26 protein-coding genes and 1 pseudogene are annotated in these 26,837 nt (G+C 72.6%); 17 read left to right on the forward strand and 10 right to left on the reverse strand.

Going from position 1 to position 26,837, the window contains the following annotated elements; translation table 11 throughout:
* Positions 1–21 precede the first annotated feature (21 nt).
* Positions 22–1,395 carry an L-serine ammonia-lyase gene (locus JSX79_RS01430; protein ID WP_229084870.1) on the forward strand — a complete coding sequence of 458 codons (1,374 nt, stop codon included), beginning with the start codon at positions 22–24 and terminating at the stop codon, positions 1,393–1,395.
* 18 nt (positions 1,396–1,413) lie between these two features.
* Here the strand turns inward: JSX79_RS01430 and JSX79_RS01435 are convergent, their stop codons facing one another.
* From JSX79_RS01435 to JSX79_RS01455, 5 genes are read right to left on the reverse strand one after another with little or no spacing between them, the layout of a single operon-like run.
* Complete coding sequence (locus JSX79_RS01435; protein ID WP_229084872.1) at positions 1,414–2,250, reverse strand: class II fructose-bisphosphate aldolase; 837 nt, start codon at positions 2,248–2,250, stop codon at positions 1,414–1,416.
* A complete protein-coding gene (locus JSX79_RS01440) occupies positions 2,247–3,251 on the reverse strand; it encodes a PfkB family carbohydrate kinase (RefSeq protein ID WP_229084874.1) in 1,005 nt (334 codons plus the stop codon). Before JSX79_RS01440 ends, JSX79_RS01435 begins: the two co-directional genes overlap by 4 nt.
* On the reverse strand, positions 3,248–4,396 hold the full coding sequence (nagA, locus tag JSX79_RS01445) for an N-acetylglucosamine-6-phosphate deacetylase (RefSeq protein WP_229084876.1): 1,149 nt from the start codon (positions 4,394–4,396) through the stop codon (positions 3,248–3,250). Before nagA ends, JSX79_RS01440 begins: the two co-directional genes overlap by 4 nt.
* Complete coding sequence (locus JSX79_RS01450; protein WP_229084878.1) at positions 4,393–5,298, reverse strand: ROK family protein; 906 nt, start codon at positions 5,296–5,298, stop codon at positions 4,393–4,395. The genes nagA and JSX79_RS01450 overlap by 4 nt, the downstream gene beginning before the upstream one ends.
* Positions 5,298–6,176: an SIS domain-containing protein gene (locus JSX79_RS01455; protein ID WP_070417591.1), complete on the reverse strand. Its 879-nt coding sequence runs from the start codon at positions 6,174–6,176 to the stop codon at positions 5,298–5,300. Before JSX79_RS01455 ends, JSX79_RS01450 begins: the two co-directional genes overlap by 1 nt.
* 132 nt (positions 6,177–6,308) lie before the next feature.
* Here JSX79_RS01455 and JSX79_RS01460 point away from each other — a divergent pair, with 132 nt between their 5' ends.
* The 15 genes and pseudogenes from JSX79_RS01460 to JSX79_RS01530 all read left to right on the forward strand — a co-directional run bounded on the left by JSX79_RS01460 (position 6,309) and on the right by JSX79_RS01530 (position 22,258).
* The gene (locus tag JSX79_RS01460) at positions 6,309–7,097 is read left to right on the forward strand and encodes a DeoR/GlpR family DNA-binding transcription regulator (RefSeq protein ID WP_070419335.1); all 789 of its coding nucleotides are present in this window, start codon (positions 6,309–6,311) and stop codon (positions 7,095–7,097) included.
* A gap of 160 nt (positions 7,098–7,257) precedes the next feature.
* Positions 7,258–8,472, forward strand: coding sequence for a Gfo/Idh/MocA family protein (locus JSX79_RS01465; RefSeq protein ID WP_229084880.1), 1,215 nt, complete (start codon positions 7,258–7,260; stop codon positions 8,470–8,472).
* Positions 8,473–8,494: 22 nt separating this feature from the next.
* Positions 8,495–9,820, forward strand: coding sequence for a sugar ABC transporter substrate-binding protein (locus JSX79_RS01470; RefSeq protein WP_229084882.1), 1,326 nt, complete (start codon positions 8,495–8,497; stop codon positions 9,818–9,820).
* 10 nt (positions 9,821–9,830) lie between these two features.
* Positions 9,831–10,820, forward strand: coding sequence for a carbohydrate ABC transporter permease (locus JSX79_RS01475; protein ID WP_229084884.1), 990 nt, complete (start codon positions 9,831–9,833; stop codon positions 10,818–10,820).
* The gene (locus JSX79_RS01480; RefSeq protein WP_071295636.1) at positions 10,817–11,677 is read left to right on the forward strand and encodes a carbohydrate ABC transporter permease; all 861 of its coding nucleotides are present in this window, start codon (positions 10,817–10,819) and stop codon (positions 11,675–11,677) included. The genes JSX79_RS01475 and JSX79_RS01480 overlap by 4 nt, the downstream gene beginning before the upstream one ends.
* Positions 11,674–12,540, forward strand: coding sequence for a hypothetical protein (locus JSX79_RS01485; protein WP_229084886.1), 867 nt, complete (start codon positions 11,674–11,676; stop codon positions 12,538–12,540). Before JSX79_RS01480 ends, JSX79_RS01485 begins: the two co-directional genes overlap by 4 nt.
* Complete coding sequence (locus JSX79_RS01490) at positions 12,537–12,779, forward strand: hypothetical protein (protein WP_070417597.1); 243 nt, start codon at positions 12,537–12,539, stop codon at positions 12,777–12,779. Before JSX79_RS01485 ends, JSX79_RS01490 begins: the two co-directional genes overlap by 4 nt.
* Positions 12,780–12,870: 91 nt before the next feature.
* A pseudogene (locus JSX79_RS01495) lies at positions 12,871–13,020 on the forward strand (YegP family protein); the annotation flags it as partial.
* 55 nt (positions 13,021–13,075) lie between these two features.
* Positions 13,076–14,761, forward strand: coding sequence for a bifunctional 3'-5' exonuclease/DNA polymerase (locus JSX79_RS01500; protein WP_229084888.1), 1,686 nt, complete (start codon positions 13,076–13,078; stop codon positions 14,759–14,761).
* 95 nt (positions 14,762–14,856) lie between these two features.
* Positions 14,857–16,047, forward strand: a complete 1,191-nt coding sequence (locus JSX79_RS01505) for a Fic family protein (protein ID WP_092385406.1) — start codon at positions 14,857–14,859, stop codon at positions 16,045–16,047.
* Between the two features lie 41 nt (positions 16,048–16,088).
* Positions 16,089–16,895 carry a phosphatase PAP2 family protein gene (locus JSX79_RS01510; RefSeq protein ID WP_071295652.1) on the forward strand — a complete coding sequence of 269 codons (807 nt, stop codon included), beginning with the start codon at positions 16,089–16,091 and terminating at the stop codon, positions 16,893–16,895.
* Positions 16,896–16,905: 10 nt separating this feature from the next.
* On the forward strand, positions 16,906–18,531 hold the full coding sequence (locus tag JSX79_RS01515) for a serine/threonine-protein kinase (RefSeq protein WP_229084891.1): 1,626 nt from the start codon (positions 16,906–16,908) through the stop codon (positions 18,529–18,531).
* 47 nt (positions 18,532–18,578) lie between these two features.
* Positions 18,579–21,743 carry a GH92 family glycosyl hydrolase gene (locus JSX79_RS01520; protein WP_229084893.1) on the forward strand — a complete coding sequence of 1,055 codons (3,165 nt, stop codon included), beginning with the start codon at positions 18,579–18,581 and terminating at the stop codon, positions 21,741–21,743.
* 34 nt (positions 21,744–21,777) lie between these two features.
* Positions 21,778–22,008, forward strand: a complete 231-nt coding sequence (locus tag JSX79_RS01525) for a hypothetical protein (protein ID WP_070417603.1) — start codon at positions 21,778–21,780, stop codon at positions 22,006–22,008.
* Between the two features lie 46 nt (positions 22,009–22,054).
* A complete protein-coding gene (locus JSX79_RS01530; protein WP_139201893.1) occupies positions 22,055–22,258 on the forward strand; it encodes a hypothetical protein in 204 nt (67 codons plus the stop codon).
* Positions 22,259–22,441: 183 nt separating this feature from the next.
* On the opposite strand, the gene JSX79_RS01535 is transcribed toward JSX79_RS01530, so the two are convergent.
* The 4 genes from JSX79_RS01535 to JSX79_RS01550 form a co-directional block, all read right to left on the reverse strand.
* Positions 22,442–22,972 (reverse strand): GNAT family N-acetyltransferase, encoded by a 531-nt coding sequence (locus tag JSX79_RS01535; protein ID WP_229084894.1) that lies wholly within the window; start codon positions 22,970–22,972, stop codon positions 22,442–22,444.
* Positions 22,973–22,995: 23 nt separating this feature from the next.
* Positions 22,996–23,934 carry an aldo/keto reductase family oxidoreductase gene (locus tag JSX79_RS01540; RefSeq protein WP_229084895.1) on the reverse strand — a complete coding sequence of 313 codons (939 nt, stop codon included), beginning with the start codon at positions 23,932–23,934 and terminating at the stop codon, positions 22,996–22,998.
* A gap of 126 nt (positions 23,935–24,060) precedes the next feature.
* Positions 24,061–24,672 carry a hypothetical protein gene (locus JSX79_RS01545; RefSeq protein ID WP_229084896.1) on the reverse strand — a complete coding sequence of 204 codons (612 nt, stop codon included), beginning with the start codon at positions 24,670–24,672 and terminating at the stop codon, positions 24,061–24,063.
* 18 nt (positions 24,673–24,690) lie between these two features.
* Positions 24,691–25,446 carry an SDR family NAD(P)-dependent oxidoreductase gene (locus JSX79_RS01550; RefSeq protein WP_229084897.1) on the reverse strand — a complete coding sequence of 252 codons (756 nt, stop codon included), beginning with the start codon at positions 25,444–25,446 and terminating at the stop codon, positions 24,691–24,693.
* A gap of 35 nt (positions 25,447–25,481) precedes the next feature.
* Between JSX79_RS01550 and JSX79_RS01555 the strand changes: the two genes are divergently transcribed.
* Positions 25,482–26,291, forward strand: a complete 810-nt coding sequence (locus JSX79_RS01555) for a putative RNA methyltransferase (protein WP_229084898.1) — start codon at positions 25,482–25,484, stop codon at positions 26,289–26,291.
* A gap of 7 nt (positions 26,292–26,298) precedes the next feature.
* Here the strand turns inward: JSX79_RS01555 and JSX79_RS01560 are convergent, their stop codons facing one another.
* Positions 26,299–26,802: a hypothetical protein gene (locus JSX79_RS01560; RefSeq protein WP_229084900.1), complete on the reverse strand. Its 504-nt coding sequence runs from the start codon at positions 26,800–26,802 to the stop codon at positions 26,299–26,301.
* Between the last annotated feature and the right edge of the window lie 35 nt (positions 26,803–26,837).

Consider the following 26,837-nt stretch of genomic DNA (forward strand, 5'->3'; position numbering starts at 1 on the left):
CGGACGGGTTAGTGTGGCGGGGTGCCGGTCTCCGTCTTCGATCTGTTCAGCATCGGGATCGGTCCGTCGAGTTCCCACACCGTCGGACCGATGCGGGCCGGACGCGCCTTCGCCGCCCGCGTGGCCGAGGCCCCCGTCGCGACGATCGCCGTCGACCTCTACGGCTCGCTGGCCTCGACCGGCCAGGGACACGGGACGCTCGGCGCGGTCGTCGCCGGCCTGATGGGGTCCGACCCCGAGACCGTGGACCCCGACGCGATGACCCGATCGCTCGCCGAGCTCGAGGAGACCGGCGTGCTCCGGCTCCAGGGTGGGGCGAGCGTCCCGTTCCGGCTCGCCGACATCGTGCTCCACCCGCTGACGATGCTCCCCCGCCACCCGAACGCGATGCGCCTCCGCGCCGCCGACGCGTCCGGGGCGACCATCGCCGAGGAGACCTACTACTCGATCGGCGGCGGCTTCGTCACGAACGACTCCGAGGGCGACGTCGCCGAGACCGCGATCCCCGTCGACGACGCCGTGCCGTACCCGTTCTCGAGCGGCGCCGAGCTGCTCGCGGCCTGCGCGGCGAGCGGTCTGCCGGTCAGCGGGGTCGCACTCGCCAACGAGACCGCCACGCGCAGCGCCGACGACGTCCGGGCCGGCCTCCTCCGCATCCACGGCGTCATGGAGTCCTGCGTCGAACGGTCCGTCGAACGCTCCGGCACGCTCCCGGGTGGGCTCACCGTGCGACGCCGCGCCGCGAACTGGTTCGAGCAGCTCACCGCCGACGACCCCGGGCACGACCCGCTCTTCGCGATGGAGTGGGTGAACCTCATGGCGATGGCCGTCAACGAGGAGAACGCCACCGGTGGACGGGTGGTCACCGCTCCGACGAACGGTGCCGCCGGCATCATCCCCGCCGTCCTGTACTACGCGCTCACCTACGTGCCGACGGTCACGCCGGCGAACCGCGACGACACCGTGGTGCGCTTCCTGCTGACCGCGGGCGCCGTCGGTTCGATCTACAAGGAGCGCGCCTCGATCTCCGGCGCCGAGGTCGGTTGCCAGGGCGAGGTCGGATCGGCGGCGTCGATGGCCGCCGCAGGGCTCGCCGAAGTGCTCGGAGGAACGCCCGAGCAGGTCGAGAACGCCGCCGAGATCGCCATGGAGCACAACCTCGGGCTCACCTGCGACCCGATCGGCGGGCTCGTCCAGATCCCGTGCATCGAGCGGAACGCCATCGCCGCGAACAAGGCGATCAACGCGGCTCGGATGGCGCTGCGGGGTGACGGCGTGCACCACGTGTCGCTCGACCAGGTCGTCGAGACGATGCGGCAGACCGGCGCCGACATGTCCACGAAGTACAAGGAGACCGCGATGGGCGGGCTCGCGGTGAACGTCCCGCTCTGCTGAGCTCCGCCCTCGGGCGGGTCAGCCGTGCAGCAGCGTCAGCAGCCGGGCCGTCTCGGTGGCGATGGCGTCGCGCCCCGCGGAGACGTACTTGCGGGGATCGACCACGTCCGGACCTTCGTCGAGCACCGCTCGCAGGGCCCGGGTGAAGAGGCCGTTCAGGTGCGTGGAGATGTTGATCTTCGTCATGCCCGCCCGGACGGCTGCCCGCAGCTCGTCGTCCGACAGCCCCGAGGAGCCGTGCAGGACGAGCGGGACCGGCACCGTGGCGCGGAGCTGCTCGACGAGCGTCCGGTCCACCGACGCCTCGCGCGTCTGCATCGCGTGGGACGTCCCGACGGCGACCGCCAGTGCGTCCACACCGGTGTCGGCGACGAAGGCAGCGGCGTCGTGCGGATCCGTGCGCACACCGGGAGCGTGCACGCCGTCCTTGCCGCCCACCTCACCGAGCTCGGCCTCGATCGCGACCCCGGCGGCGTGGCACCGGACTGCCAGTCGGCGGGTGGCCTCCACGTTCGCGGCGAAGTCGAGGTGCGATCCGTCGTACATGATCGAGTCCACCCCGAGGTCGATGCCGGCGAGCACGAGCTCGGGGTCCTCGATGTGGTCGAGGTGCACGAGGACCTCGACGTCCGCGGACCGCGCGATCGCCGCGGTCGCCGTCGTGATCGGGGCGAGGCCGCCGTGGTAGCGGACGCAGTTCTCGCTGATCTGCAGGACCACGGGGAGCCCCGCTCGCTCGGCGCCGGCGACGATCGCCTCGGCGTGTTCCAGCAGCACCACGTTGAACGCCCCGACGCCGCGGTGTGCGGTCCGTGCGGCGTCGAGCAGTCCGGTGAGGGCGAGGTCGGTAATCATGCGTGGCTCCAGGTCGGGTCGGAGGGTCGTGCGCCGGACCGGGCACCGTCGTCGTCCGCGAGGAACCGGCGGACGGCGTCGACGTCGACCTCGCCGGCGACGGGCCGGAGGACGGCGGCGGCGCCGAACGCGGCAGCGGATCGGAGCGCGGCGTGGTCGACGCGGGGCGTGGACGGCGCGGTCGTGGTCGCGGTGGGGGTCGTCGGGCCGTCGGACGACCCGCGCAGCAGCGCGGCGAGGAGCCCGGCGGTGGCCGCGTCGCCGGCACCCGTGGGGTTGCCGGAGACTCCCGGGACGGCGCGCACCTCGGTGACCCCGGTGCGCGTGTGTGCCGCCAGACCGTCCGCACCACGGGACACCACGACGGCGCCCGCGCCACGGTCGAGCAGCTGCAGGGCGCCGCTCCGCTCGTCGTCGGCACCGGTCGCCTCGAGGAGTTCGTCGCGGTTGGGCTTGCAGATCGTCGCCCCGGCGTCGGCGGCCACGAGGAGCGCACCACCCGGACAGTCGACGAGGCTCGGCACCCCGCGCATCCGAGCGGCGGCCACCCAGTCCGCGACGACGCCCGGATCGGCGCGGTGCGGCAGGGACCCCGAGACCACGAGGAACTCGACGTCGCCGTCGAGCTGCTGACCGATCACGTCCGTGACGGCGACCCACTCGTCGTTGGTCACCTCGGGTCCGGGCTCGCCGAACATCGTCGGGTGCTCGACGTCGTCGACGACGGTGACCGTGGTGCGGGTCTCCCCCGTCACCGCGATGTCGACGTGCGTGAGACCGAGGGCGTCGAGGCCGTCGGCGATCCAGCGGCCGGCAGCCGAACCGAGCGGCAGGACGGCGCGGGACGGGATCCCGACCGCGTCGAGCACCCGCCCGACGTTGAGGCCCTTGCCACCCGGACGACGGGCGACGTCCAGGACGCGCTGCGTCGTCCCGACGCGCTGACGGGCGACACGGTAGGTCACGTCCACCGCCGGGTTGGGCGTCACGATGAGGATCACCGGTGCACCGCCGCGGTCGTCCGCAGGTCGAGGACGCGCCAGGGCTCCGACCGCGCGGCACTGCTGGGGCCCTCGTCGATCACGAGCAGGTCGGCGGGAGCGCCGACCGAGAGCGGCGCAGGGAGGCCGAGCAGGCGTGCCGGTCGCGCCGACGTCGCTGCGACGACCTCGGGCAGGGGGGTGCCACCGTCGAGGAGGCGTCGGGCGGCGTCCTGCACGGTGATGGTGCTGCCGGCGAGGGACGATCCGTCGGCGAGCAGCGCGACGCCGTCACGGACCGAGACCGCCGAACCCGCGATCGCGTGCTCGCCGTCGCCGCAGCCGGTGGCGGCCATCGCGTCCGAGACGAGCACGAGGCGGTCCGGCGCGGCTCGCCGCACGAGTTCGACCGCCGCGGGATCGAGGTGGTGCCCGTCGACGATGCACTCGACCAGGACGCGGTCGTCGGTCAGGGCGACGCCGACCGGGCCCGGCCGGCGGTGGTGCAGTGGGGGCATGCCGTTGAAGAGGTGCGTGACGAGGGTGGCACCGGCGTCGATCGCTGCGCGCGTCTCGTCGGCGGAGGCATCGGTGTGACCGATCGCGACGACGACACCGGCGTCGACGAGGCGGCCCACGGCGTCGATCGCTCCGGGGAGTTCCGGTGCGAGCGTGACGATCCGGAGCGCGCCGTCCGCCGCTGTGAGGAAGCCGTCGAGCTCCGCCGGGTCCGGTGCGTGCAGGAGGTCCGACCGGTGGGCACCGCGGCGCGCCGGTGACAGCCACGGCCCCTCGAGGTGGAGCCCGACGAGCGTGCCCTCGGCGACGAGGACGCGGAGGCGTCCGAGTGCTGCGATCGTCTCGGCGACCGGGCCCGTCGCGACGGACGCGATGAGCGACGTCGTCCCGCGTGCGCGGTGGTGGCCCGCAGCGAGTGCGGCGCCGTCGGTCGTGGCCGTGGCGAAGTCGTGCCCGAGCGCCCCGTGGGCGTGCAGGTCGACCGCCCCCGGCAGCAGCGTTCCTTCGATCGTCACCGCGGTGTCGGTCCGCGGGGGCGTCCCGGATCCGCTCTCGAGGACCGTACCGGCGTCGTCGACCGCCAACCACCCGTCGTGGAGGTCGTGCGTCTCGGTGAGGATCCGCCGCGCACGCACCAGGGTGCTCATGCGTGCACCTCGGCGTCGAGCGCCGTGCGCGCCATCAGCCCGGCACCGATGGCACCGGCGGCATCGCCGTGCCGTGCCGGGGCGAGGACCGGGACGCGCAACCCCGGGAGCCGTTCGACGAGGGCCGTCCGGAGCGGATCGAACAGCAGCGGACCGGACTCGGCCAGCCCCCCGCCCACGATGATCGTGTGGCAGCCGGCGACCGTCGTGGTCCACGCCAGGGCGTCCGCGAGCACGTCGATGCACTCGTGCCAGACCGCGGTGGCCACCGGGTCCCCGGCGCGGACGCGGAGCATCGCCTCGTGTGCCGAGGTGGAGCCCGACCGACGGGCGACTCCCCCTGCGGACGCGATCTCCTCGACGCGGCGCCCCGCGTGCGGACCGGTGGGGATCCGCACCTGTCCGATCTCCCCCGCCCAACCGCCGCCCGCGACGACCACGCCGTCGACGACGAGGGCACTCGCGAGTCCGGTGCCGACCGGGACGAAGGCGACGGAACCACGGGTGAGCGCCGGTGCCGCGCCGGAGGTCTCCGCCAGGGCGCCGGCACGCACGTCGTGTCCGAAGACCAGCGGGACGTCGATCCCCCGTGCGGCGAACTCGGCCCGGACCCGGTCCCGCACCGGGACGTCCCGCCACCCGAGGTTCACCGCGAGGACGACGGTGCCGGCCCCGTCGTCCACGACACCCGGCGTCACGAGGCCCACCGCATCGAGGTCGCCACGGCGCAGCGCCCGTTCGGCGAGCTCCACCACGACGGTGGCGAGCATCGTCGCGTCGGTGTCGCCGCGCGGCGTCGGGACGCGGGTCTCGTCGAGGACGAGTCCGTCGGCGCCGGTCAGTCGGGCCTTGATGCCCGTGCCGCCGACGTCGACCCCGAGCACCGCGCCTGCACCGCGCATCAGGTGAGGATGACCGAACGGGTGAGCGAGCGGGGGTTGTCCGGGTCGAGGCCGCGTCCCTCGGCGAGGGCGACCGCGAACCGGTGCACCACGACGAGCCCGGCGATCGGGTCGAGGTCGTGCTGGACGAAGCGCGCACCGGTCGCAGCGACCTCGTCCGCGAGCCCCTCCGGCGCGGTTCCGAGCGACCAGACGAGTCGGCCGGGCTGGGCGATCGCGATCGGACCGTGCCGGTAGTCCATGGCGGGGTAGGACTCCGCCCAGAACTGCGCTGCCTCGCGCGTCTTGAGGGCGGCCTCGAACGTGAGGCCGACCGCCGGACCGCGGCCCACGAAGGTGACCTGCTCAGCATCGAGGAGGTCGTCGATCGGGAGGCCGAGGGCGGTCTCGGCCTGTGCTGCGAGGGCGTCCACGTCGTCACCGATCGACGCACGGAGGAGCGCGAGCGTGGTCGTCGCGAAGCGCGTCTGCACGACCGAGCGCTCGTCGGCGAAGGGCAGTGCCACGACGACGTCGGCGACGGCGGCGGCCGGGCTGTCCGGGACCGCGGTGACGAGCACGGTGCGTCGACCGCGCAGGGCCTGCAACAGGTCCACGATCTCGGTCGTGGTGCCGGACCGGCTGATCGTCACGACCCGGTCGTAGTCGCGGCCGATCGGGTACTCCGAGCCGGCGAAGGCGTCCGTCACGCCCAGACCCGCCTGCTCACGGGCGACGGCGTAGCTCATCGCGATGAACCAGCTCGTCCCGCAGCCGACCACGGCCACGCGTTCTCCGGGCTGGGGGAGCGACGCCTCGAACGACGAGAGGAGCGCGGCGGCAGCGCGCCACGTCTCCGGCTGCGACGTCAGTTCTGCGCTCACGAAGGTGTCGGTCATGGGTGCCTTCCGGTCCGGTTCGATCCGGGTGATCGATGATGAGGAAGCGTAGCGAGCGATCGTGCGCGATGGAAGAGCAAAACGTCATTCCCGATCATCAGGGGTGCGCGGTGACGCCATAAGATGGCCGACATGACCCCTCAACAGCGGCTCAACGCCCTGCTCGAACTGGTGAGCGAACGCGGCAACGTGTCGATCGCCGAGATCGGGGAGCTGCTCGGGATCTCGCCCGCGACCGCCCGACGCGACCTCGCGACGCTGGCGGACCAGCGCCTGGTCACCCGCACCCACGGCGGTGCCGCGGCGCTCGGGGCAGGCTACGAACTGCCACTGCAGTACAAGATCGCCCGTCAGGCCGAGGCGAAGACCGCGATCGCCCGCGCCGCCTCGCGGCTGGTGCAGCCCGGCGACACCGTCGGGTTGAACGGGGGGACGACGACGACCGAGGTCGCCCGTGAGCTCGGCAAGAGCGAGCGCTTCACCCGGGCGGACGGCGAGTACGGGGTGACGATCGTCACCAACGCGTTGAACATCGGGTACGAGCTGTCGGTCCGCGCCAACGTCAAGATCGTGGTCACGGGCGGCGTCGCGCGGCGGCAGTCCTACGAGCTCGTGGGCCCGCTCGTCCGGGACACCCTGGACGAGTTCGCGCTCGACGTGGTCGTGCTCGGTGTCGACGGGCTGAGCGGCCAGTACGGCGCCACGACCATGCACGAGGGCGAGGCGGAGGTCAGTCGGCACTTCGCGTCCGTCGGGCGCCGGGTGATCGTGGTCGCCGACTCGACCAAGATAGAACGGGCGACCTTCGCGCGGATCTGTCCGCTCGACCGGATCGACGCACTCGTCACCGACCAGCCCGTCCCGTCCGCGTTCGCCGCGGAGCTCGCCAGTGCCGGCGTGGAGCTCGTCGTCGCCGACTGAGCGGACGAGTCCCCCGGGGGACTCCCCGGCGCAGGTCTGTGCACGACGTTTCGATCGTGTAAAACCATCCACACCCTCCCCATGAGCGTTCGTTGAGCGCCTATTGTGCATTCATGATCGATTCGGCATCATGGGCGTCACAATCACGCAAGGGAGCGAGATGAGCATGGGTGACTCGTTCACAGGACGACCACTACGGGTCGGCATCGTCGGCATGGGGCAGCGTGCGGCGATCGCCCGCCACGTGGCCGAGGCGGCTGCCGCCGCTCCCGACCTGGAGGCGCGGGTCGTCGCCGTCGCCGAGGTCACCGAGCAGGGGCGCGAGCGTGCCCGGGCCGAGTACCCGGACGCCCTCGTCGTCGAGCACCACGGGGGACTCGTCGGGGTCGTCGACGCGGCGATCGTGACGACCCCCGACTGGACGCACGCCGCGATCGCGATCGACCTGCTCCGCGCCGGCATCGCGGTCTACCTCGAGAAGCCCATGGCCATCACGGTCGAGGACGCCGACGCCGTCCTCGACACCGCGGCGGAGAACGGCACGCCGCTGTACGTCGGGCACAACTTCCGTCACGCCGCGGTCGTGCGACTGATGCGCGAGATCGTCGACCGCGGGGAGATCGGCCAGGTCAAGGCGGTCTGGTGCCGGCACTTCGTCGGCAACGGCGGCGATTACTACTTCAAGGACTGGCACGCCGACCGCACCAAGGTGAACTCCCTGCTCCTGCAGAAGGCCAGCCACGACCTCGACGTCATCCACGCGCTCGGCGGTGGGGACACCGCGCGGGTCGTCGGCATGGGGTCGCTGTCGGTCTACGGCGACGTCACCGACCGTCGCGACCGCAGCGGCGAGCTCATGGGGGACTGGTTCTCCCTCGACAACTGGCCGCCCCTCGAGCAGACCGGGCTGAACCCCGTCGTCGACGTCGAGGACGTGTCGATGGTGATGATGACCCTCGACAACGGTGTGCAGGCGAGTTACGAGCAGTGCCACTTCACGCCGGACTACTGGCGCAACTACACGGTCATCGGGACCGAGGGACGGCTCGAGAACATCGGCGACACCGGCGGTGGCGTCGTGAAGGTCTGGAGCCGTCGTCGCGGCTGGGACGTCGCGGGGGATCGCGAGTACCCGATCGACGGGGTCGCCGCCGGCCACGCCGATGCCGACCTCCTCACGATGACCGAGTTCCTCCGGCACGTCGCGCTGGGGGAGCCGACGACCCTCTCGCCGATCGCGGCCCGTGCAGCCGTCGCCGCAGGAGCGCTCGCGACCCGGTCGCTCCGGAACGGTTCCGTCCCCATCGACGTCCCGCCGCTCGCGGCCGCGACGATCGCCCACTTCACCGACCCCACCCCGGCCGTCACCCGCTGACGGACTCGCGAAAGGACACCCGATGCACGCACCCACCTCTGCCAAGGGCCGCGGCCGTCGCCGTGCGCTCCTCGGCGCCGTCGCCGCGATCGGCGCAGCCGTGCTCCTCGCCGGCTGCAGCACGTCCTCCGGCGCCTCCGGCGCCGGCGGCGACTACGAGAAGGCCGCCAAGGACACCAAGGCGACCCTGACGTACGCCGTCTGGGACGAGAACCAGGTCAAGGCGATCAAGGCGAACCTCGAAGGCTTCAACGAGGAGTACCCGGACATCAAGGTCAACGTGGACGTGACCCCGTTCGCCAGCTACTGGACGAAGCTGCAGACCCAGGGCTCGAGCAACACCCTGCCCGACGTGTTCTGGATGAACGGCCCGAACTTCCAGCTCTACGCGGCGAACGGCAAGCTCGCGCCGATCACCGGTGAGGTCGAGGCCGGCGCGATCGACCCCGCGAAGTACTCGTCCGCCCTCAACGACCTGTACACGTACGACAAGACCCAGTACGGCGTCCCCAAGGACTTCGACACCATCGGCGTCTGGATGAACAAGGCGCTCTTCGAGAAGGCCGGGGTCGCCATGCCCTCGAAGGACTGGACCTGGGACGACTTCCAGAAGACCGGAGCCGAGCTCTCCGAGAAGCTCACGGCCGACGGCGCGTACGGCGCGGCCGGCGGCATGGACGGACAGACCACTTACTACGACACGATCTTCCAGGCCGGTGGGAACGTGATCGACGCGGACGGCACGAAGTCCGAGTACGACACCGCCGCCGCCGAGGCCGGGCTGCAGTTCTGGACCGACCTCATCGCGTCCGGGGCGTCGCCCTCGATCAAGCAGCTGACCGACACCACCGCCGACCAGTGGTTCACCTCGGGCAAGCTCGCCATGTACCAGGGCGGCAGCTGGTTCCGCTCCGCGTTGACCGGCACCGACCTCGAGAAGGACGTCGTCGTGTACCCGCTCCCCAAGGGCAAGGAGCAGGCGACGGTCATCCACGGTGTCTCCAACGTCGTGTCCGCGAACACGAAGAACAAGGCCGCCGCACAGGCGCTCCAGGTCTACCTCGCGAGCAAGCAGGCCCAGCAGCAACAGGGCGACATGGGTGCGGTGATCCCGGCGTACGAGGGCACGCAGAGCGCCTTCACGAAGACGATGCCGGACGCCGACCTGCAGGTCTTCCTCGACGCGGTGGACTACGCCAAGCCGCTCCCGGTCTCGAAGAACACGGCGGCGTGGAACACCCTCGAGACGAACCTGCTGCCGAGTGCCTTCGACGGATCGACCCCGGTCGACAACGTGGCGAAGCAGCTCGCGCAGAAGATGGACGCCGCCCTCACCAAGGAACAGTGAGCCCCACACCGTGACGATCCACACCGAGCGACACCCGACCTCGGACGCCCCGGCCCGGACGCAGCGCGCGTCCGGGCCCGGGGCCCCGGGCTCCCGGCGTCCGACCGCCGGCACGACCAGACCTCGGGCGCACCGGACCGACGGGTTCTGGCCGTGGCTGTTCGTCCTCCCGTTGCTCGTCGGCGTCGGGACGTTCTACATCTGGCCGATCATCCAGACGTTCTGGTACTCCTTCACCACCTGGGGTGTGTTCGGCGGCGCCACCTTCTCCGGCATCGCGAACTACGTCCGGCTGGTCTCCGATCCGCAGCTCTACCAGTCGCTGCTCAACACGGTGATCTACACGGTGATCGTCCTGCTCGGCATCCCCGTGGCGGTCTGGCTCGCCAGTCTGCTCAACACCCCGGGCCTGCGGTTCGCGCAGTTCTACCGTGTGCTCTTCTTCCTGCCCTACGTCGCCATGCCCGCCGCGATCGCACTCGTCTGGCGGATCATGTTCAACGGCGACTACGGCATCGTGAACTGGTTCATCGGGCTGTTCGGGATCGACGGGCCGTACTGGATCTCGACGCCCGGCTTCGCACTCGTCGCGGTGAGCCTCGTCGGGCTGTGGTCCTCGCTCGGGTTCTCGATGATCATCCTCGGCGCCGGCCTCAAGGACATCCCGCCTGAGCTGTACGAGGCAGCCGAGCTCGACGGCGCCTCTCGCTGGCGGCAGTTCCGATCGGTGACGGTGCCGCTCCTCAGCCCGAGCATCTTCTTCGTGGTGATCGTCACGACCATCTCGAGCTTCCAGCTGTTCGACCTGCTCTACGCGATCCTCGGCAGCACGAACCCGGTGATCCCGAAGACGATGTCGCTCGTCTTCTACTTCTACAGCGCCGGCTTCATCGACAACGACAAGGGCTTCGCGGCGGCGATCGCGATGGTGATCTTCGTCCTCATCGGCATCGTCACGCTCGTGCAGTTCCGGTTCCAGCGGAAGTGGGTCCAGGCATGACCGCCACCGTCACACCGACCAGGACCGGCCGCCGGCCGGGGCGCCGCGGCGGCAGCCACTGGTGGATCCACGTCGTCCTCGGCGTCGGCGGGTTCGTCATGGCGTTCCCGTTCCTCTGGCAGATCATCATGTCCCTGTCGACGAACGCGCAGGTGCAGTCCGTCACACCGACCTTCTGGCCGGGGGAGCTGCAGTGGCAGAACTACGCGCAGGTGTTCGAACGCCTGCCGTTCCTGAGCCAGCTCGGGACGTCGGTGATGGTCACGATCATCCGGACGCTCGCGCAGATCGTGCTCTGCACCCTCGCCGGCTACGCGTTCGCCCGCATGCGGTTCCGCGGCCGGGCGATCCTGCTCGCGATCGTCCTGTCGATCCTGCTCGTCCCGTCGCAGGTGTACCTGATCTCCCAGTACCAGATCGTGCAGGGGCTCGGATGGTTGGACACCCTGATGGGCATCGTCGCACCGGGGCTGTTCAGTGCGTTCGGGACGTTCCTGATGCGGACCGCGTTCCTGAACCTCCCGCCGGAGCTCGAGGAAGCCGCTCGGATGGACGGCGCGAACCCGTTCCAGACCTTCTGGCGCATCATGCTGCCGTTGGCCCGCCCGTCGATCAGCGTGCTGGCGATCACCACGGTCCTCTGGTCGTGGAACGAGCTGCTCTGGCCGCTCGTCGTGTCGACCCGTGCCGAGGACATGCCGCTCGCCGCAGGCCTCGCGACCCTCTCCAGCGACCGCACGATCGACTACCCCGTGCTCATGGCCGCGAGCCTCATGGCCATGGCACCGGTGCTGATCATGTTCGTCGTGCTGCAACGCCGCGTGATCGACGGCCTGGCAGCGTCCGGACTGAAGTGACGCCCGACCACGACCGGCCCGACCACGACCGGATCGTGCACGACGGGACCGAGCTCCTCGCCGCGGCGATCGGAACCGTCCCCGACCCGGGAGAGCTGGCCGCCGCACTCGAGTCGACCGTCCGCGGCCTCCCCGACAGCGCGATCGTCGACGTCCTCCGCGCCGTTCGACCCCGGACGGCGGCCTGGCTCCGTGCCCACGGCGCCTCGGCCGACCAGGCGGCCGACAGCATCGCGGACGTCGACCGCAAGCTCGCGCGGTACGGCCTCCGGGGAACCGGTCTGGACTGGTTCTGCGCGGTCCTCACCGCCCGCGTGGTGACGGTGGGGCGCCTCCAGTTCGAGATCGGCGACACGACGGCCGACGGCTCCGCGGCCTGGGGCGTCCACGTCCCCGAGACGGGTCCGCTCGACGCCCTCGCGTGCGACCGATCGTTCGACGAAGCGCCCGCGATCCTTCGTGCCGTGGCACCTTCGCACGTGGCCGGCTGGTGGCAGTGCCGCTCGTGGATCCTCGACCCCGGGCTCGCCGACGTGCTCGGCCCGGACGCGAACCTCGTACGGTTCGCCCGTCGCTTCGAACTGGGACCGCCCTCGTCCGGTGACGCCGCCGAAGGGGACGGCGGTGTCGCGAAGTTCGTCCTCGGCACGACGCTGCCCGACGCCCGCTCGGCGGTGTCACGCGGGTCGATCCCTTCCGGCCGCCTCGCCGCCGGGGTCGCAGCCCGGTGGCGGTCGGGCGAGCACTGGACGGCCCGCACCGGGACGATCCGGGTCGCCGACCCGGGGCGACCGCCCGGAGCGCGATCGTCCGGAGCCGCCCGACCCGGTGCCAGCACCCCGGGCGTACCGTCCCTCCCATGACGAAGCCCGACCGCGACCACCTCGACGACGGTGTCGACATGTCCTTCGAAGAACGCCGCCAGGACACCTTCCGACGCATGTCGGGTTCCGACGAGCACGACGCCGACCCACGGGTCGAGGTGTCCCGCGCCGAGGACGGCGACGTCCGCATCGACGTCTCCGACAGCGCCGCGGTCCGCCCAGGCGGCGGGACCTCGCAGCGACCCCGCGGTGACGGGGACGCGAACACCGCGGATTGAGGCTTCCGCGATCCGGTCCCGGCCAGTAGCGTGCGGAGCAGACCGCGCTCCGCGGACAACGGGCACCATCGGATCGACGCGAGGAGTCGACATGGCCGGCAAGTTCGAGATCTGGACCGACGCCAAGGGGGAGTACCGCTTCCACCTCAAGGCGGGCAACGGCGAGGTCATCGCCACGTCCGAGGGGTACGCCTCGAAGGCGGGTGCGAAGAACGGCATCGCCTCCGTGCAGCAGAACGCGCCCGGCGCGGAGGTCGTCGAGCTCGACTGACGGTGGCGCACGGCATGATCGTTCCGTGCACCTCGTCCTCCGCCGCGTCGACGGCGGCGTCCTCGCGACGCCCCTGACCGACGCGGGGACCGCAGACGGCGAGCCGATCCGGGTGGACGAGCCGCGCCTCCCGGCGTTCGTCACGTCCCGGGACGCGCCCGACGTGCGCTGGGTGTGGGACGACACCGCTCGCTGGTACCCGGCCGTGCTCGCGGCCGGCGGCCGGGTCGGGCGCTGCATCGACCTGCGCCTGTGCCGCCGCATCCTGCGATCGGCCCTCGCGGCACGGGACACCGCGCTCGCCGCCGCGCCCGTCGACGCGTGGGACGCCGCCGTCCAGGAGGCGCGGGTCACCCGCCCGACGCACGCCCGCCTCTTCGACGACGCGCTCTTCGACGTGTCGCCTCCCGACGACGAGCTGGACCCGGTGGCAGAGCTGCGGGCGCAGCTCGACGCGGTCGCGTCGTCGACCGCGCCGGGTGCGCTGCGGCTCCTGGTGACGGCGGAGTCCGCCGGCGCGCTCGTGGCGGCGGAGATGCTCCACGCCGGGCTGCCCTGGCGCGCCGACGTGCACGAACGACTGCTCGAGGACGCGCTCGGACCGCGGGTGCCGTACGGCGTGCGCCCTCGGCGGCTCGAGGAGATCGCTGCCGTCGTGCGCGAGCGGCTCGGTGACCCGTCGCTCAACCCGGACTCGCCCGCCGACGTCCTGAAGTCCCTGCGCCGTGCCGGCCTGATGGTCACGAGCACGCGGAAGTGGGAGCTGCAGGAGATCGAGCACCCGGTCATCGAACCGCTGCTCGAGTACAAGCGGCTCGCGCGGTTGCTGACCGCGAACGGCTGGACCTGGCTCGACGAGTGGGTGCACGACGGTCGGTTCCACCCGAAGTACCTGGTCGGCGGGGTCGTCACCGGGCGATGGGCGGCCGACGGCGGGGGAGCGATGCAGCTGCCGAAGGGCATCCGCGCCGCCGTGGTCGCGGACGACGGGTGGAAGCTCGTGGTGGCCGACGCGGCGCAGCTGGAGCCCCGGGTGCTCGCGGCGATGGCCGGCGACCGGGCGATGGCGGCGGCCGGGGACGGGCGCGACCTGTACGACGGCGTCGTGGCCTCCGGCGCGGTCGAGACCCGGCAGCAGGCCAAGGGCGCGATGCTCGGCGCGATGTACGGGGCGACCCAGGGCGAGGGCGGGCGGCTCGTCCCGCGGCTCGAGCGGGCGTTCCCTGCTGCCCTCGGACTCGTCAGTCGGGCAGCCCGGGCGGGGGAGCGGGGCGAACCCGTGACGACCTTGCTCGGCCGGACGTCACCGGTGCCGGACGCCTCGTGGTTCGCGGCGCGGAACCAGGCCTACACGGTCGAGGGGACCCCGGCGATGCAGCGGGCGGTGGAGTCGCGGGCACGGAGCTGGGGGCGGTTCACCCGGAACTTCATCGTGCAGGGCACCGCTGCCGAGTGGGCGCTCGCGTGGATGGGGTCGTTGCGCTCGCGGCTCGCCGAGCGCTTCCCGGGGCCGGTGACGGACGGCCCGCACCTGGTGTTCTTCGTGCACGACGAGATCGTGGTGCACACCCCGGCCGAGCACGCCGAGTGGGTGGCCGAGCAGATCCGGGCCGCCGCCGCCGACGCCGGGCGTCTGCTCTTCCGCGACTTCCCGGTGGTGTTCCCGCTCTCGGTGGCGGTCGTCGACGACTACGGCGCCGCGAAGGACTGACGAAGACTTGAACCACCTGGCGATGATGCAAGTACCAGGCCTGTTGATTGAACATGTTCTCTCGTGATTCAAGTCCTGGCGCCTAAACTCGTCAGGTGAACATCGCCCGCTTCCGCGACAGCCCGCTCGGTGCGCTCGTACCGGTCGGCGGTGTCGACGGTCGCACCGGCTTGCGGTACGACCACTTCGGTTTCTCGCCGCACCCGCTCGGGGATGCCCCACCGCTCAGCGGGAGTACCTGGGCCGCTGTCTCGCGGGCGAACCGTGCGCTGGGCCGGCTCGAACAGGGCGCCGTCCTGCTTCCGAACCCCGGGATCCTCCGCCAACCGACCCTCCGACGCGAGGCACAGAGCACGTCAGCGCTCGAGGGGACGTTCGCGCCGCTGGACGACGTGCTCGCAGCCGAGGCGGTCGGGGGGAGCGGGCGCTCGGCTGCCCTGTCCGAGGTGCTGAACTACGTCGAGACCGCCGAGCGGGCCTTCGACTGGGTCGCGACCGCGCCGGTCACCCTCGGTCTCCTGGAGGAACTCCAGGGGCTGCTCGTCCGCGGCACGGCTGCCGACACCGGGCAGGCAGGACGCGTCCGTGAGGTCCCGGTCGCGATCGGCACCCGTGGTGGCGGCATCGAGGACGCGCGGTTCGTCCCGATGCCACCCGGTACCGGGTTGCGCGCGGCGCTCACGGACCTCGTGCACTGGATCGAGGATGCCGGCGATCGGCAGGAGGATCCGGTCCTCGCAACGGCGATGGCGCACTACCAGTTCGAGACCATCCACCCGTTCAACGACGGCAACGGTCGGCTCGGTCGGCTCCTGATCGTCCTGCAGCTGATGCGTGCGAGAGTGCTGACCGAGCCGCTCCTGAGCGTGTCCCCGTGGTTCGAGGCGCGAAGAGAGCGGTACCAGGACCACCTGGCCGAGGTCAGCGCGTCCGGGGACTGGGACGCCTGGGTGCGGTTCTTCGCCGATGGCATCGAGCAGTCGGCGATCGACACCGGCACGCGCATGACCGAGCTGCTCGCCGTCCAGGCCGAGTACCGCGAGCGCATCCGCGCGAGCGGCGGACGCGGGATGGTGCTGGAGATCGCTGACTTCCTCATCGGTACGCCGTTCGTCTCGATCCCGATGCTCGCAGCGGCGACGGGCAGGACGTACCAGGCCGCGAGCAACGCCGTGGCGAAGCTGTGCGAGCTGGGCATCCTCAGCGAGGTGGAGCGCCAGGGGATCAGGGTCTTCCGCGCGTCGAACGTCGTGGCCGTCACGATGCGTCCACCGGCACTCCGCTGACCTCCCGCACTCGCACACCGGGACTCAGGCAGGGTGGGTCGATGCAGACCGATCACCCCGAGGCCCCCGACCAACGCGTCGGCGACGTCGACCTCACGACGTGGCGCACCCGCGCCGGCCGGGCGTCCGCGGACGGCTGGGCAGCGCTCGGCCACCGCTGGGGCGCGCTCCCGCTGCTCGTGGTCACCCTCGCGATCGGCATCGGGGTCGCCGTGACCGCGACCTGGGCGGCCTCCGAGGTCTACGACGCCGTGCGCGAGGCCGACGACGTCGCCGTGCTCGACCGCCCCGTGCTCGACTGGATGCTCACGCTCCGGTCGCCGACGGCCGACACCCTCGTGACCTGGTGGACGGACGTCGCCGGCACCATCGGGATGCCGATCGTCGCCCTGGGGTTCCTCGTCGGGTTCACGATCCAGCGTCGTGCCTGGACGCCCCTCGTGCTGCTCGTCGCGGCCGCGGGCGGGTCCCTGCTCATGACGATCGCGGGCAAGGACCTCATCGGCCGTGCCCGCCCGCCGCTGCGCGATGCCGTCCCGCCGTACGAGCACTCGCCGTCGTTCCCGTCCGGGCACACGCTCAACGCGACCGTCATCGTCGGGACGATCGTGTACCTGCTGCTCCTCCGGCAGTCGAAGCTCGTGACCCGGGTGCTGACGATCGTCGCCGGCACCTTCTTCGTCGTCTCGGTCGGCATCTCGCGGGTGTTCCTCGGCCACCACTGGCTGACCGACGTCCTGGCGGCGTGGGCGCTCGGGCTCGCCTGGCTGGCGTTGGTGATCACGGCGCACCGCCTCTACCTCACGGCGCTCCGCCGCGGTGCGCGACCCGTCAGGTCGTCCCGGTAGGTTGCCCCGCATGGAAGAACGGGTCTTCGGCGGTCGGTACCGCGTCACGGGAACGCTCGGGCACGGCGGCATGGCCTCCGTCTACCGGGCGGTCGACGAGCAGCTCGGGCGTGAGGTGGCGGTCAAGGTCTTCCGCATCGGAGCGGTCGACCACGGCGAACGCGCCCGTGCCGAGGCGGAGATCCAGACCCTCGCAGCGCTCCGCAGCCCGGCACTCGTGACCCTGTACGACGCCGCGCTCGACGACGTCGACGGCGACTCGTACCTCGTGATGGAACTCGTCCCGGGGAGCGACCTCGCGACGCGACTGCGCGAGGGGCCGCTCGACCGTGCCACCGCCGCCGGTGTCGGGGCGCAGGTCGCGGACGGCCTCGCGGCGGCGCACGCGCAGGGCATCGTCCACCGCGACGTGAAGCCGGCGAACGTGCTGCTCGAGAGCGACGGCGTCCACGTCAAGCTCGCCGACTTCGGCATCGCCCTGCTGCGGGACGGCGCCCGGGCCACCCAGACCGGCACGGTGATGGGCACGGCGGCGTACATCGCACCGGAGCAGGTCCTGGCGCAGCCGATCACCGGCAAGGCCGACGTGTACGCGCTCGGGCTCATGCTCCTCGAGGCGCTCACCGGCAAGCAGCCGTTCCCGGGCAGCGCGGTCGAGTCCGCGACCGCTCGCCTCACCCGCGGTCCGGAGATCGACCCGCACCTGCCCACTGCCTGGCGCACGCTCCTGCACGTCATGACCGCGCAGGACCCGGCGGACCGGCCCTCGGCGGCCGAGGCCGCACAGCGACTCCGTGCGCTCGGCCACGACGACGCCGCTCCGGCCACGCAGCTCCTCCCAGGCGGTCCCGGCACGGTCACGCCGGCCGTGGCGGGTGCGGCGGCCGGTGCCGCGGCGGCGGGCGCTGCGGGTGCCACCCGTGCGGACGAGGCGACGCAGGCGATGCCGGCGAGTCGCGCCTCCGGGGCCGACGACGCCACGCGAGCCATGCCCACCGCGCAGCCCGGCGGCAGCGACGACGCGACGCGCGTCCTGGACGCGCAGCGGCCGAACGCCTCCGACGACGTCGCGACCACGGTGCTCGGCGCGCAGGGGGGCCGCAGTGCGGACGGCGCGACCGGAGCGGTCGGCCGTGCCGGAGGCCCCCGTGGCCCGGTCGCGGCACCCCCGGCACCGGCTCCGGACGACCGACCTCGGCGCCGACGCGGGCCGATCATCGCCGCCGCGGTGATCGGTGTGCTCGTGCTCGCCGGCATCGTCGTCGCCGTGTTCGCCCTGAACGGGGACGACGCCTCGACGCCGGCACCGACCCAGTCGAACTCGCCCTCGACCGACGACCAGCAGCCGAGCGAGCCGGCGGAGCAGCCGTCCGAGCCGGCAGATCAGCCCTCCGAACCGGCCGAGCAGCCGTCCGAGCCCGCACAGCAGCCGTCCGAACCGGCCGAGCAGCCGTCCGAGCCGGCACAGCCGAGCGACCCGGCGGACGATCCCTCGGTGGGGCCGCAGCCGTCGAGCCCGGCGTCCAACCCCGTGCAGGCTCCGCAGGACGGCGCCGACCCGGCCGTCGACACGAGCGGTCCGGGCAGCTCCGGTCCCGGGAACTCGGCGAACGCCCCGGGGCACAACCGGGGCTGACACGCCGGGGGTTTTCCTCCAGACGGTGGACCAAATACGCTGGGCCGGTGCGAGAACTGCAACGGAGCGGTGGCCCGACGACGGCCGTCGCCGCGCGGAACGGTGTCGGCTTCGGTTCGGCGGAGGGCTGGCTGGTCGAACGACCCGCGGGTGAGCACGTCGCCGCCGCGGTCGTCCCCGGGTTCGCCGGTCGGCCGATCGAGTCGGGTGACGAACTCTCGTGGGTGTGGTTCCCGGAGCGCGTGCTGCCGGACGGTGCGACGGAACCCACCGAGGACGACCTGCCGCACTTCTGGGACGCGACGGCGTTCGCGCTCGACTTGATCTGCACCGACGGCACGCGGCTGAGCGACGCGGCGCGCGACCAGTACGGCGACGCGCTCACGCCCGAGGCGCAGGACGCCGCGCGCAAGCAGTGGGTCGACCAGTGGAACCGTCGGGCGGTGGACCTCACCCCGCTCGCCGGCCGGGTCGTGGACCGCCTGGAGGCGCGGCTCGGCTCCGCCCCGCACCCCACGACCGCAGACGGGTCGCGCCCGCACCTCCGCGGCTGGCTCGACGCCGTCCGCATCGGGCCCGCGCGCCCCGTCCCGCGCACCCCGCTCGACCACGTCCGCACGACCCGCGGCACGCAGGCGTCCTCGCGGTTCTCCCGCGGCAACAACGCCCCGCTGGTCGGCATCCCGCACGGCGGGGTCTTCGGCCTCCCCATGACGGACGCCTCGAGCAACCGCTGGCCGTACGCCTACCAGGAGCACGACCGCACCGACGCGACCGGCCGGGTCCGCCCGGCGATCCAGGCCTTCGCGACGAGCCACATCCCGTCACCGTGGATGGGGGACCGGGGCGTCTTCCAGGTCATGCCCTCCCCGCTCGACACCCCCGATCCCGACCGTGCAGCCCGCGCCCTCGGCTTCGACCACGACGACGAGCAGGACGGCCCGCACCGCTACCGGGTCGACCTCGACGAGGGCGTCACGGCCGAGATGACCGCGGGGGAGTTCGCCCTCGGCTTCCGGTTCACCGGCACCCGGAGCATCGTGCTCGACCACCACGGCCGGGTCTCGGACGTCTCGGTGACGGTCACGGACGGCACCGCCGTGGTCGAGGCCCTGCTCGACGACCGTCCGGGCACCCCGCCCCACTTCGTGCACGTCCGGGTCCCCGGGGTGACCGCCGACCACACCACCGTCGGCGAGCAGCAGCTCCGCGGCTGGTTGTCGCTGTCCGACGAGGCCGAGGGCACCGACGTGCTGCTCGGGATCTCCACGGTCTCGTTCGAGGACGCCCGCGCGAACCTCGACGCCGCCGGCCCGTTCGACACCATGCGCGCCCGTGCCGAGCATCTCTGGACGGACGAGCTCGCCACGCTCTCCGTCGAGGGCGCGACCCCCGACCAGCTGACGAGCCTGTACTCGGGGCTCTACCGCCTGTTCCTCTACCCGAACCGTGCCGGCGAGACCGCGCGCGACGGGGTCCCCCGGCACCGCTCCCCGTACGGCTCCGTGCAGGCCGAGCCGATCCGCGACGAGCCCGGACCCGAGGTCGTCGACGGGCCGTTCACCACCACGAACGGCTTCTGGGACACCTACCGGACCGCCTGGCCGCTCCTCGCCCTGCTCACCCCGGACACGGCGGGCGACCTCGCGCAGGGCTTCGTCGAGCACCACCACGACGGCGGGTGGACGCCCCGGTGGAGTGCCCCCGGCGCCGAGGACTGCATGACCGGCACCACGAGCGACACCGTCTTCGCGGACCTCGCGGTGAAGGGCGTCACCGGGTTCGACCTCGCGCAGGCGTATCGCAGCGCACTGCGGAACGCGACCGTCCCGCCGCGCGACGGGCGTGTCGGACGCAAGGGGAGCCTCCCGGGTGCCTTCCGCGGCCACGTCGACACCGCGACCCACGAGGGGATGAGCTGGACCCTCGACGCGGCCATCAACGACTGGGGCCTCGCCGTCATGGCGGGCCTGCTCGCCTCGCGCGCCCAGACACCGGCCGACCTCGCCCGCTACGAGGCCGAGTCGGAGTGGTTCGCCCGTCGGTCCCTGCAGTACCGGAACGTGTTCGACTCCGAACGGGGCTTCTTCATCGGGCGCGACCCCGACGGGTCGTGGCGGGTCGGCACCGAGTTCGACCCGCGGGACTGGGGCGACGACTACACCGAGACGAACGCGTGGGGGACCGCCTTCACCGCTCCGCACGACGGGTCCGGCGTCGTCGACCTGCACGGCGGCCCGTCCCGCTTCGACGCCGCGCTCGACGCGTTCTTCACCACCCCGGAGACCGGCGCGACCGTCCGCTCCGGCTCGTACGGCTTCCCGATCCACGAGATGACCGAGGCCCGCGACGTGCGGATGGGGATGCTCGGGCTCTCCAACCAGCCCGCGCACCACATCCCGTTCTTCCCGATGTTCACCGGGCGGCACGACGAGGCGCACCGCATCGTCCGCGAGGCGCTGCACCGGCTCTTCGTCGGGTCCGACCTCGGGCAGGGCTACCCCGGCGACGAGGACAACGGCGAGATGAGCGCCTGGTACGTCTTCGCGACGATCGGCCTCTACCCGCTGGCGCCGTCCACGGGCACCTACGTCCTCGTGCCGCCGTCGGTCCGCAGGACGGTGCTGCAGCAGCCGGGAGGCGCGCCCACCGTCATCGAGGTCGCCGACGGCTCCGAGGGCGCGTACGTCGCGTCGGTGACGGTCGACGGCTCACCCTGGACGTCGGTGAGCATCCCCCACTCGGTGGTGGTGTCGGCGTCGCGGATCGTGTTCACGCTGTCGCCCGAGCCGCAGGGCTGGGCATCGGACACCCGCCCGGTGTCCGCGTCCGACGTGCACGGGTACCGGGACACCCCCGTCGACCTGCTGCCGGTCGGCCTGTCGTCCGCCGACCTCCCGTCGCCCGCCTCCTCGCTCGTCGACGAAACGGGGCGGACGGTCACGGCGCTCGCCGCGGGGACCACGGTGTCGTTCGACGTCCCCGACGTCCCGACCTCGCTCTACACGGTCACCGCGGCGGAACCCGGTGTCCACTCGTGGGAGGCCGCGCTCGGGGACACCCGCGTCGCCGTGCAGGACGCGGTGTTCGACTGGGCCGGGCAGACCCGGGTGTTCCGGTTGCAGGGCTCCGGGACGGCCTTCACGTTCACGGCCGTCTCCGACCTGCCGCTCACCCAGCTCGAGCTGATCGCGGCGGACGGACAGCGTTGACCCGCCGTTCACCGGGCGGGGGCATGCTCGGCCCATGTCGATGAGCACACCCTTCGATCCCGAACAGGACGGCCGCTCGATCCCCGTGGACGGCTCCGACGAGGACGAACTGCAGATCGAGGAGGACCGCGGCGCCGACGTCGGCGAGGACTCCGCCGACCCGAGCGTCTCGCCGGTCCGTCACGACGACGAGGACGAGGCCGGCGGCGGCCCGGTGTTCCGGCGACCGCAGGCCGGCGACCGCCTGCACCCGGACGATCTCTGACGCGTTTCCAGGGCGATTGCCAAGCGGACCGGGCATGCTCGGGCGCATGTCGATCGCGAACTCGTGGGACCCGTCCGGTGGCCGTGCCATCCCCGAGGACCAGGTGAAGGAAGACGGGCTCGAGCTCGACGAGGAGTCGGCCGCCGAGCTCGGCATCACGTTCGACGTCGTCGGCGGAGCGTCGGCCGACCCCGCGGGGGTGTCGCCCGTGGACGTGGCGGTCCCGAGCGCCCCGACCCGCGCCGACTGACCCGCGCCCCGCGCCCCGCGCCGCGCGCGCTGCTGCCCGCGCGGCAGCGCTCGTGCTGCGCACAACCAAAAGCACCGCGAACCGCGCGGAACCGCGGTTCGACGCGCGTTCGGTTGTGCGACGGCAAGCGACGCCGCGGCCGCGGGCCGCGCCGCGGGCCGCGACCGCGGGCCGCGCGGCGCGTCAGCGCCCGGCGGGCCCGCCGGGCACCCGGTACTTGAACCCGACGTGCGAGCCCGTGAACCCCAGCCGCTCGTAGAACCGGTGCGCGTCCGTCCGGTCCGCGTCCGAGGTCAGCTGCACGAGCGGCGTCCCGAGTTCCCGGGCGGCGACGTCGACCACCCACCGCATCACCGCGCTGCCGATCCCGCTCGAGCGCACGGCACTGCTCACCCGGACGGCCTCGACGAGCAGCCGGGCGGATCCACGCCGGGCCATCCCGGGGATCCGCGTGAGCTGCAGCGTGCCGACGACGACGTCCCGCTCGTCCGTCACGACGAGGAGCGCGTTCGCCGGGTCCTCGACGATCGCCCGGAGCGCGGCGGCGTACAGCGGCTCGTCCTCCGGCGCGGCGACGTCCCCGCGTGCGGCACTGATCGGGTCGTCCGACAGCAGCGCCATCAGGGCGTCGAGGTCGTCGGGCGAGGCGTCCCGGACGGTGACCGGGCCGGAGCGGGCGACGAGGGGGACGGGCAGGGTGAGGTCGTGGAGCACGGGTCCCACCCTGCCCGATCCGCTCAGGGGACGGTGTGACCCGCGGCGGTGAACACGCGGTACCACTCCTCGCGCGAGAGCACGACGTCCGACCCGGCGGCCGAATCCCGGACGCGCTGCGGGTTCGTCGTGCCGAGGACGACCTGGAAGTGCGCCGGGTGGCGGGTGATCCACGCCACGGCGATGCCCGTCGGGGTGACCCCGTGCGCGGCCGCGAGCTCCTCGAGCACGTCGTTCAGCTCGGCGTAGTGCTCGCGGTCGCCGAGGAAGACGCCGTCGAAGAAGCCCTTCTGGAACGGTGACCAGGCCTGCAGCGTGATGTCGTTGCTGCGCGAGTGGTTGAGGATGTCGTTGTCGCGGTCGATCGACTGGTCGAGGCCGCCCATGTTCGCCGTGACGCCCTGCGCGATGACGTTCGCGTGCGTGATGCTCAGCTGCACCTGGTTGAACGCGAGCGGCTGCCGCACCGAGCGGCGCAGCAGGTCGACCTGCCCCGGCGTGTGGTTCGAGACGCCGAAGTGGTGGACCTTGCCGTCGGCGTGCAGCTCGTCGACGGCCTTCGCGACCTCTTCCGGCTCGACGAGGGCGTCGGGACGGTGCAGCAGCAGGACGTCGATGTGGTCGGTCTGCAGTGCCGTGAGGGACTCGTGCACGGACTCGATGATGTGCTCGTACGAGAAGTCGAAGTACGCGCCGTTCGGGGTCGGGCGGATGCCGACCTTGGTCTGCAGCACGATCTCGGCGCGCTCGGCGGGGGAGAGGGTGACGGCCGAGCCGAAGCGCTCCTCGCAGCCGTGCCACCCGCCGTACACCGCGGCGTGGTCGAACATGGTCACGCCCGCGTCGCGCGAGGCGCGGTAGAGCGCGCGGATGTCCTCGTCGCTCATGTCGTTGATCCGCATCAGGCCGACGACGACGTCGGAGGCGGTGAGGTCCGTCTGTGGCAACTCCAGTGTCTTCACGCCCTCGATCCTGCCATCGGCGTGCCCGGGCAGGCAGGCCCTGTCCGTACCGGCATCGGTGCGAGCGACGGACGGGAGGCGCGGCTCGGTCCCGCCACGGCCGTCGCGGCCGTCAGGCGGTCCGGTTCAGGGCACCAGGACCGCGAGCACGCCGGTCCCGTCGGCCCAGCTGCCGGTGAGCGTGCGACCAGCGGGCAGCTCCGCCCCGACGGCACGGGCGACGACGAGCGTCCCGTGGTCGGTCGCGACGGAGGTCAGGGCGCCGGAGGTCTGCGCGTCCACGGTCGTCACGGCGGGGGAGTCGGCGTCGGACCCGCTGCCTGATGCCGTCCCCTCGGCGTCCCACGCCCCGGATCCGTCGGCGCGCTCGAGGGTGGCCTCGTGCCCGCCCGTGGTGATGGCCCGGCGCAGGACGTCGGCGTACACCGGGTCGCCCACGGCGTCGTAGACCCAGCGTCGTCCGAGCACGGAGTGGTGCATCTCGGTCACGAGGAAGGCCTCGGCGCCGTCGAGCGGTGCGCCGCGGTAGGTCAGCGGTGCCTGGAGCACCCGGCCGTCCGTGGTGCGCACGAGGACCGTCTCTACGCCGACCTCGCCCGCGGGGTCGTCGAACCGGAACTTCCCCGCGATCGCGAGGTCGTCGCCGACGGACACCCCGCTCCAGGGCTGGTCCGGCAGCCAGGCGGCGAGCGCCTCGAGCTTCGACGGGCGGAGTTCTGCACGGTGGATGACGGCCATGCCCCGACCGTACCGGGGTCAGTGCACGGAGAACCCGCCGTCGACCGCGATCGACTGCCCCGTGACGTACGCCGAACCGGGGCCGGCGAGGAACACCGCGGCGGCGGCGAAGTCCGTGGCGAGCCCGTTCCGCCCGACCAGGGTCCGTGCCGCGAGGGCGGCGACGGTCGCGGGGTCGGCACCGAGCCGTTCGTTGAGCGGGGTCCGGACGAAACCGGGGACGAGGACGTTGGAGGTGACCCCCTGCCCGGACCAGGCCTCTGCCTGGGACCGGGCCAGCGCCTCCAGGCCCGCCTTCGAGACCCCGTACGCGCCGCTGGCGGCGAAGGGGCGGTGCGCCTGCTGGGAGCTGATGCCGATGATCCGGCCGTACCCGCGAGCGGCCATGCCGGGCGCGAGCCGCTGCCCGAGCACGAACGGCGCGTCGAGGTTCACGGCCATCGTGGCGTCCCAGGTGTCCTCGTCGAGGTCGGCCATGGGCGGCCGCAGGTTGATCCCCGCGGAGTTGACGAGCACGTCGACGTCGCCCGCAGTGTCGGCGAGGGCGTGGGCTCCGGCGCGCGTGGACAGGTCTTCGACGATGCCGTCGGCCGAGCCACCCGCCTGCCGGATCGCAGCGACGGTGGCGTCGATGGTCGCCGCGGTCCGGGCCGCGACGAGCACGTGCGCGCCGGCGTCCGCGAGGGCGGTGGCGATCGCTCGCCCGATGCCGGAACTGCCTCCCGTCACCAGGGCGGTGCGTCCGTCGAGGCCGAAGAGCTGCTGCAGCGACATCCGGCCAGGCTAGCGAGGCCCCGTACGCTGGGCCGGTGCGTGACGACCTGCTGCCGATGCTCGCCTGCCCCGTCTGCGCCGAGCCCCTCGGCCGTGTCGACGGCGGCCAGGTCGGCTGCGCCACGGGCCACCGGTTCGACGAGGCCAAGCAGGGGCACCTCACGCTGCTGCCCGCGAAGCGCCGTGCGCTGACGGCGGACACCCCGGAGATGGTCGACGCCCGGCTGCGCTTCCTCGGCCGGGGGCACTACGCGCCGGTCGAACGGGCCGTGGCCCGGGCGGTCGCGTCCGTGGACGTGCCCGGTGTCGTCCTCGACGTCGGGTCCGGGCCGGGCACGTACCTCGCGTACGCGCTCGAGGCCGTCTCGCGGCTCGGTGTCGCACTCGACCTGTCCGCCGTCGCGATCCGACGGGCCGCTCGCATCCACGAGCGTGCGGGGGCCGTCGTCGGGGACGTGACCGAGCGCCTCCCGGTCGTCGACGGCGCAGCCGCGGTCGTGCTGGACGTCTTCGCGCCACGCAACCAGACGGAGTACGCCCGTGTGCTGCACCCCGACGGCCTCCTCGTGGTGGTGACCCCGCGCACCGGACACCTGGCGGAGCTGGCCGAGGCGACGATCACGGTGGACCCCGAGAAGGAACGGCGGCTGCACGACTCCCTCACGCCCGCGTTCGCGCAGCGTTCGGCCGAGGACCTCACGTGGACGATGGAGCTGTCCGCCGAGGACGTCCACGACGTGGTGCACATGGGGCCGAGCCACCACCACGTCGATCCGGAGCAGGTGTTCGTGCCGACGAGCGTCACCGCTGCCGTGACGGTCAGCACGTGGAGTCCCGCGCGCTGACCGCCCGTCACCGCGGTCGCCGCCGTGCGGTGTGGGACCGTCCGCGCGCGCGGTCGGCCGCGATCCCGATCCGGGCGAGCAGCAGCACGGCGCCGACACCACCCGCGCCGATCGGGGTCACGAACAGGCCGAGGTCCGTCCCCGGCAGCCGCCACCAGTCGATCGACCACGCGGCGACGACGGCGAACGCCAGCAGCAGTCCGGCTCGCCACCACCAGCGACCCGGCAGCCGTCCGACGCCGAGCGTGGACAGCACCAGGAGCGCCCAGCACCCCTCCGGCGCGAAGGACCGTGGGTCGTTCGTCCCGCAGGTGGACACGGCGCACTCCCACCGGACCTGGTCGGCCACGCCCGCGTACCAGCGGAACAGCAGCACGGCCGCGACGAGGGCGAGGAGCGCCACCGGCGGGCCGGCCCAGCGCCACACCCGGCCGAACCGGGAGCGGCGTCGACGCGCGGCCACCCACCCGTCGCCGAGCTCGTAGCCGGGCATCGGACGGAACTCGGGCATGCCGGCACGCTACCGGCGGTCGGATTTCGTGGGGA

Origin of the sequence: Curtobacterium sp. GD1 (genome assembly GCF_020882855.1) — a bacterium.
In the GTDB taxonomy this organism is placed as follows: Bacteria; Actinomycetota; Actinomycetes; order Actinomycetales; family Microbacteriaceae; genus Curtobacterium.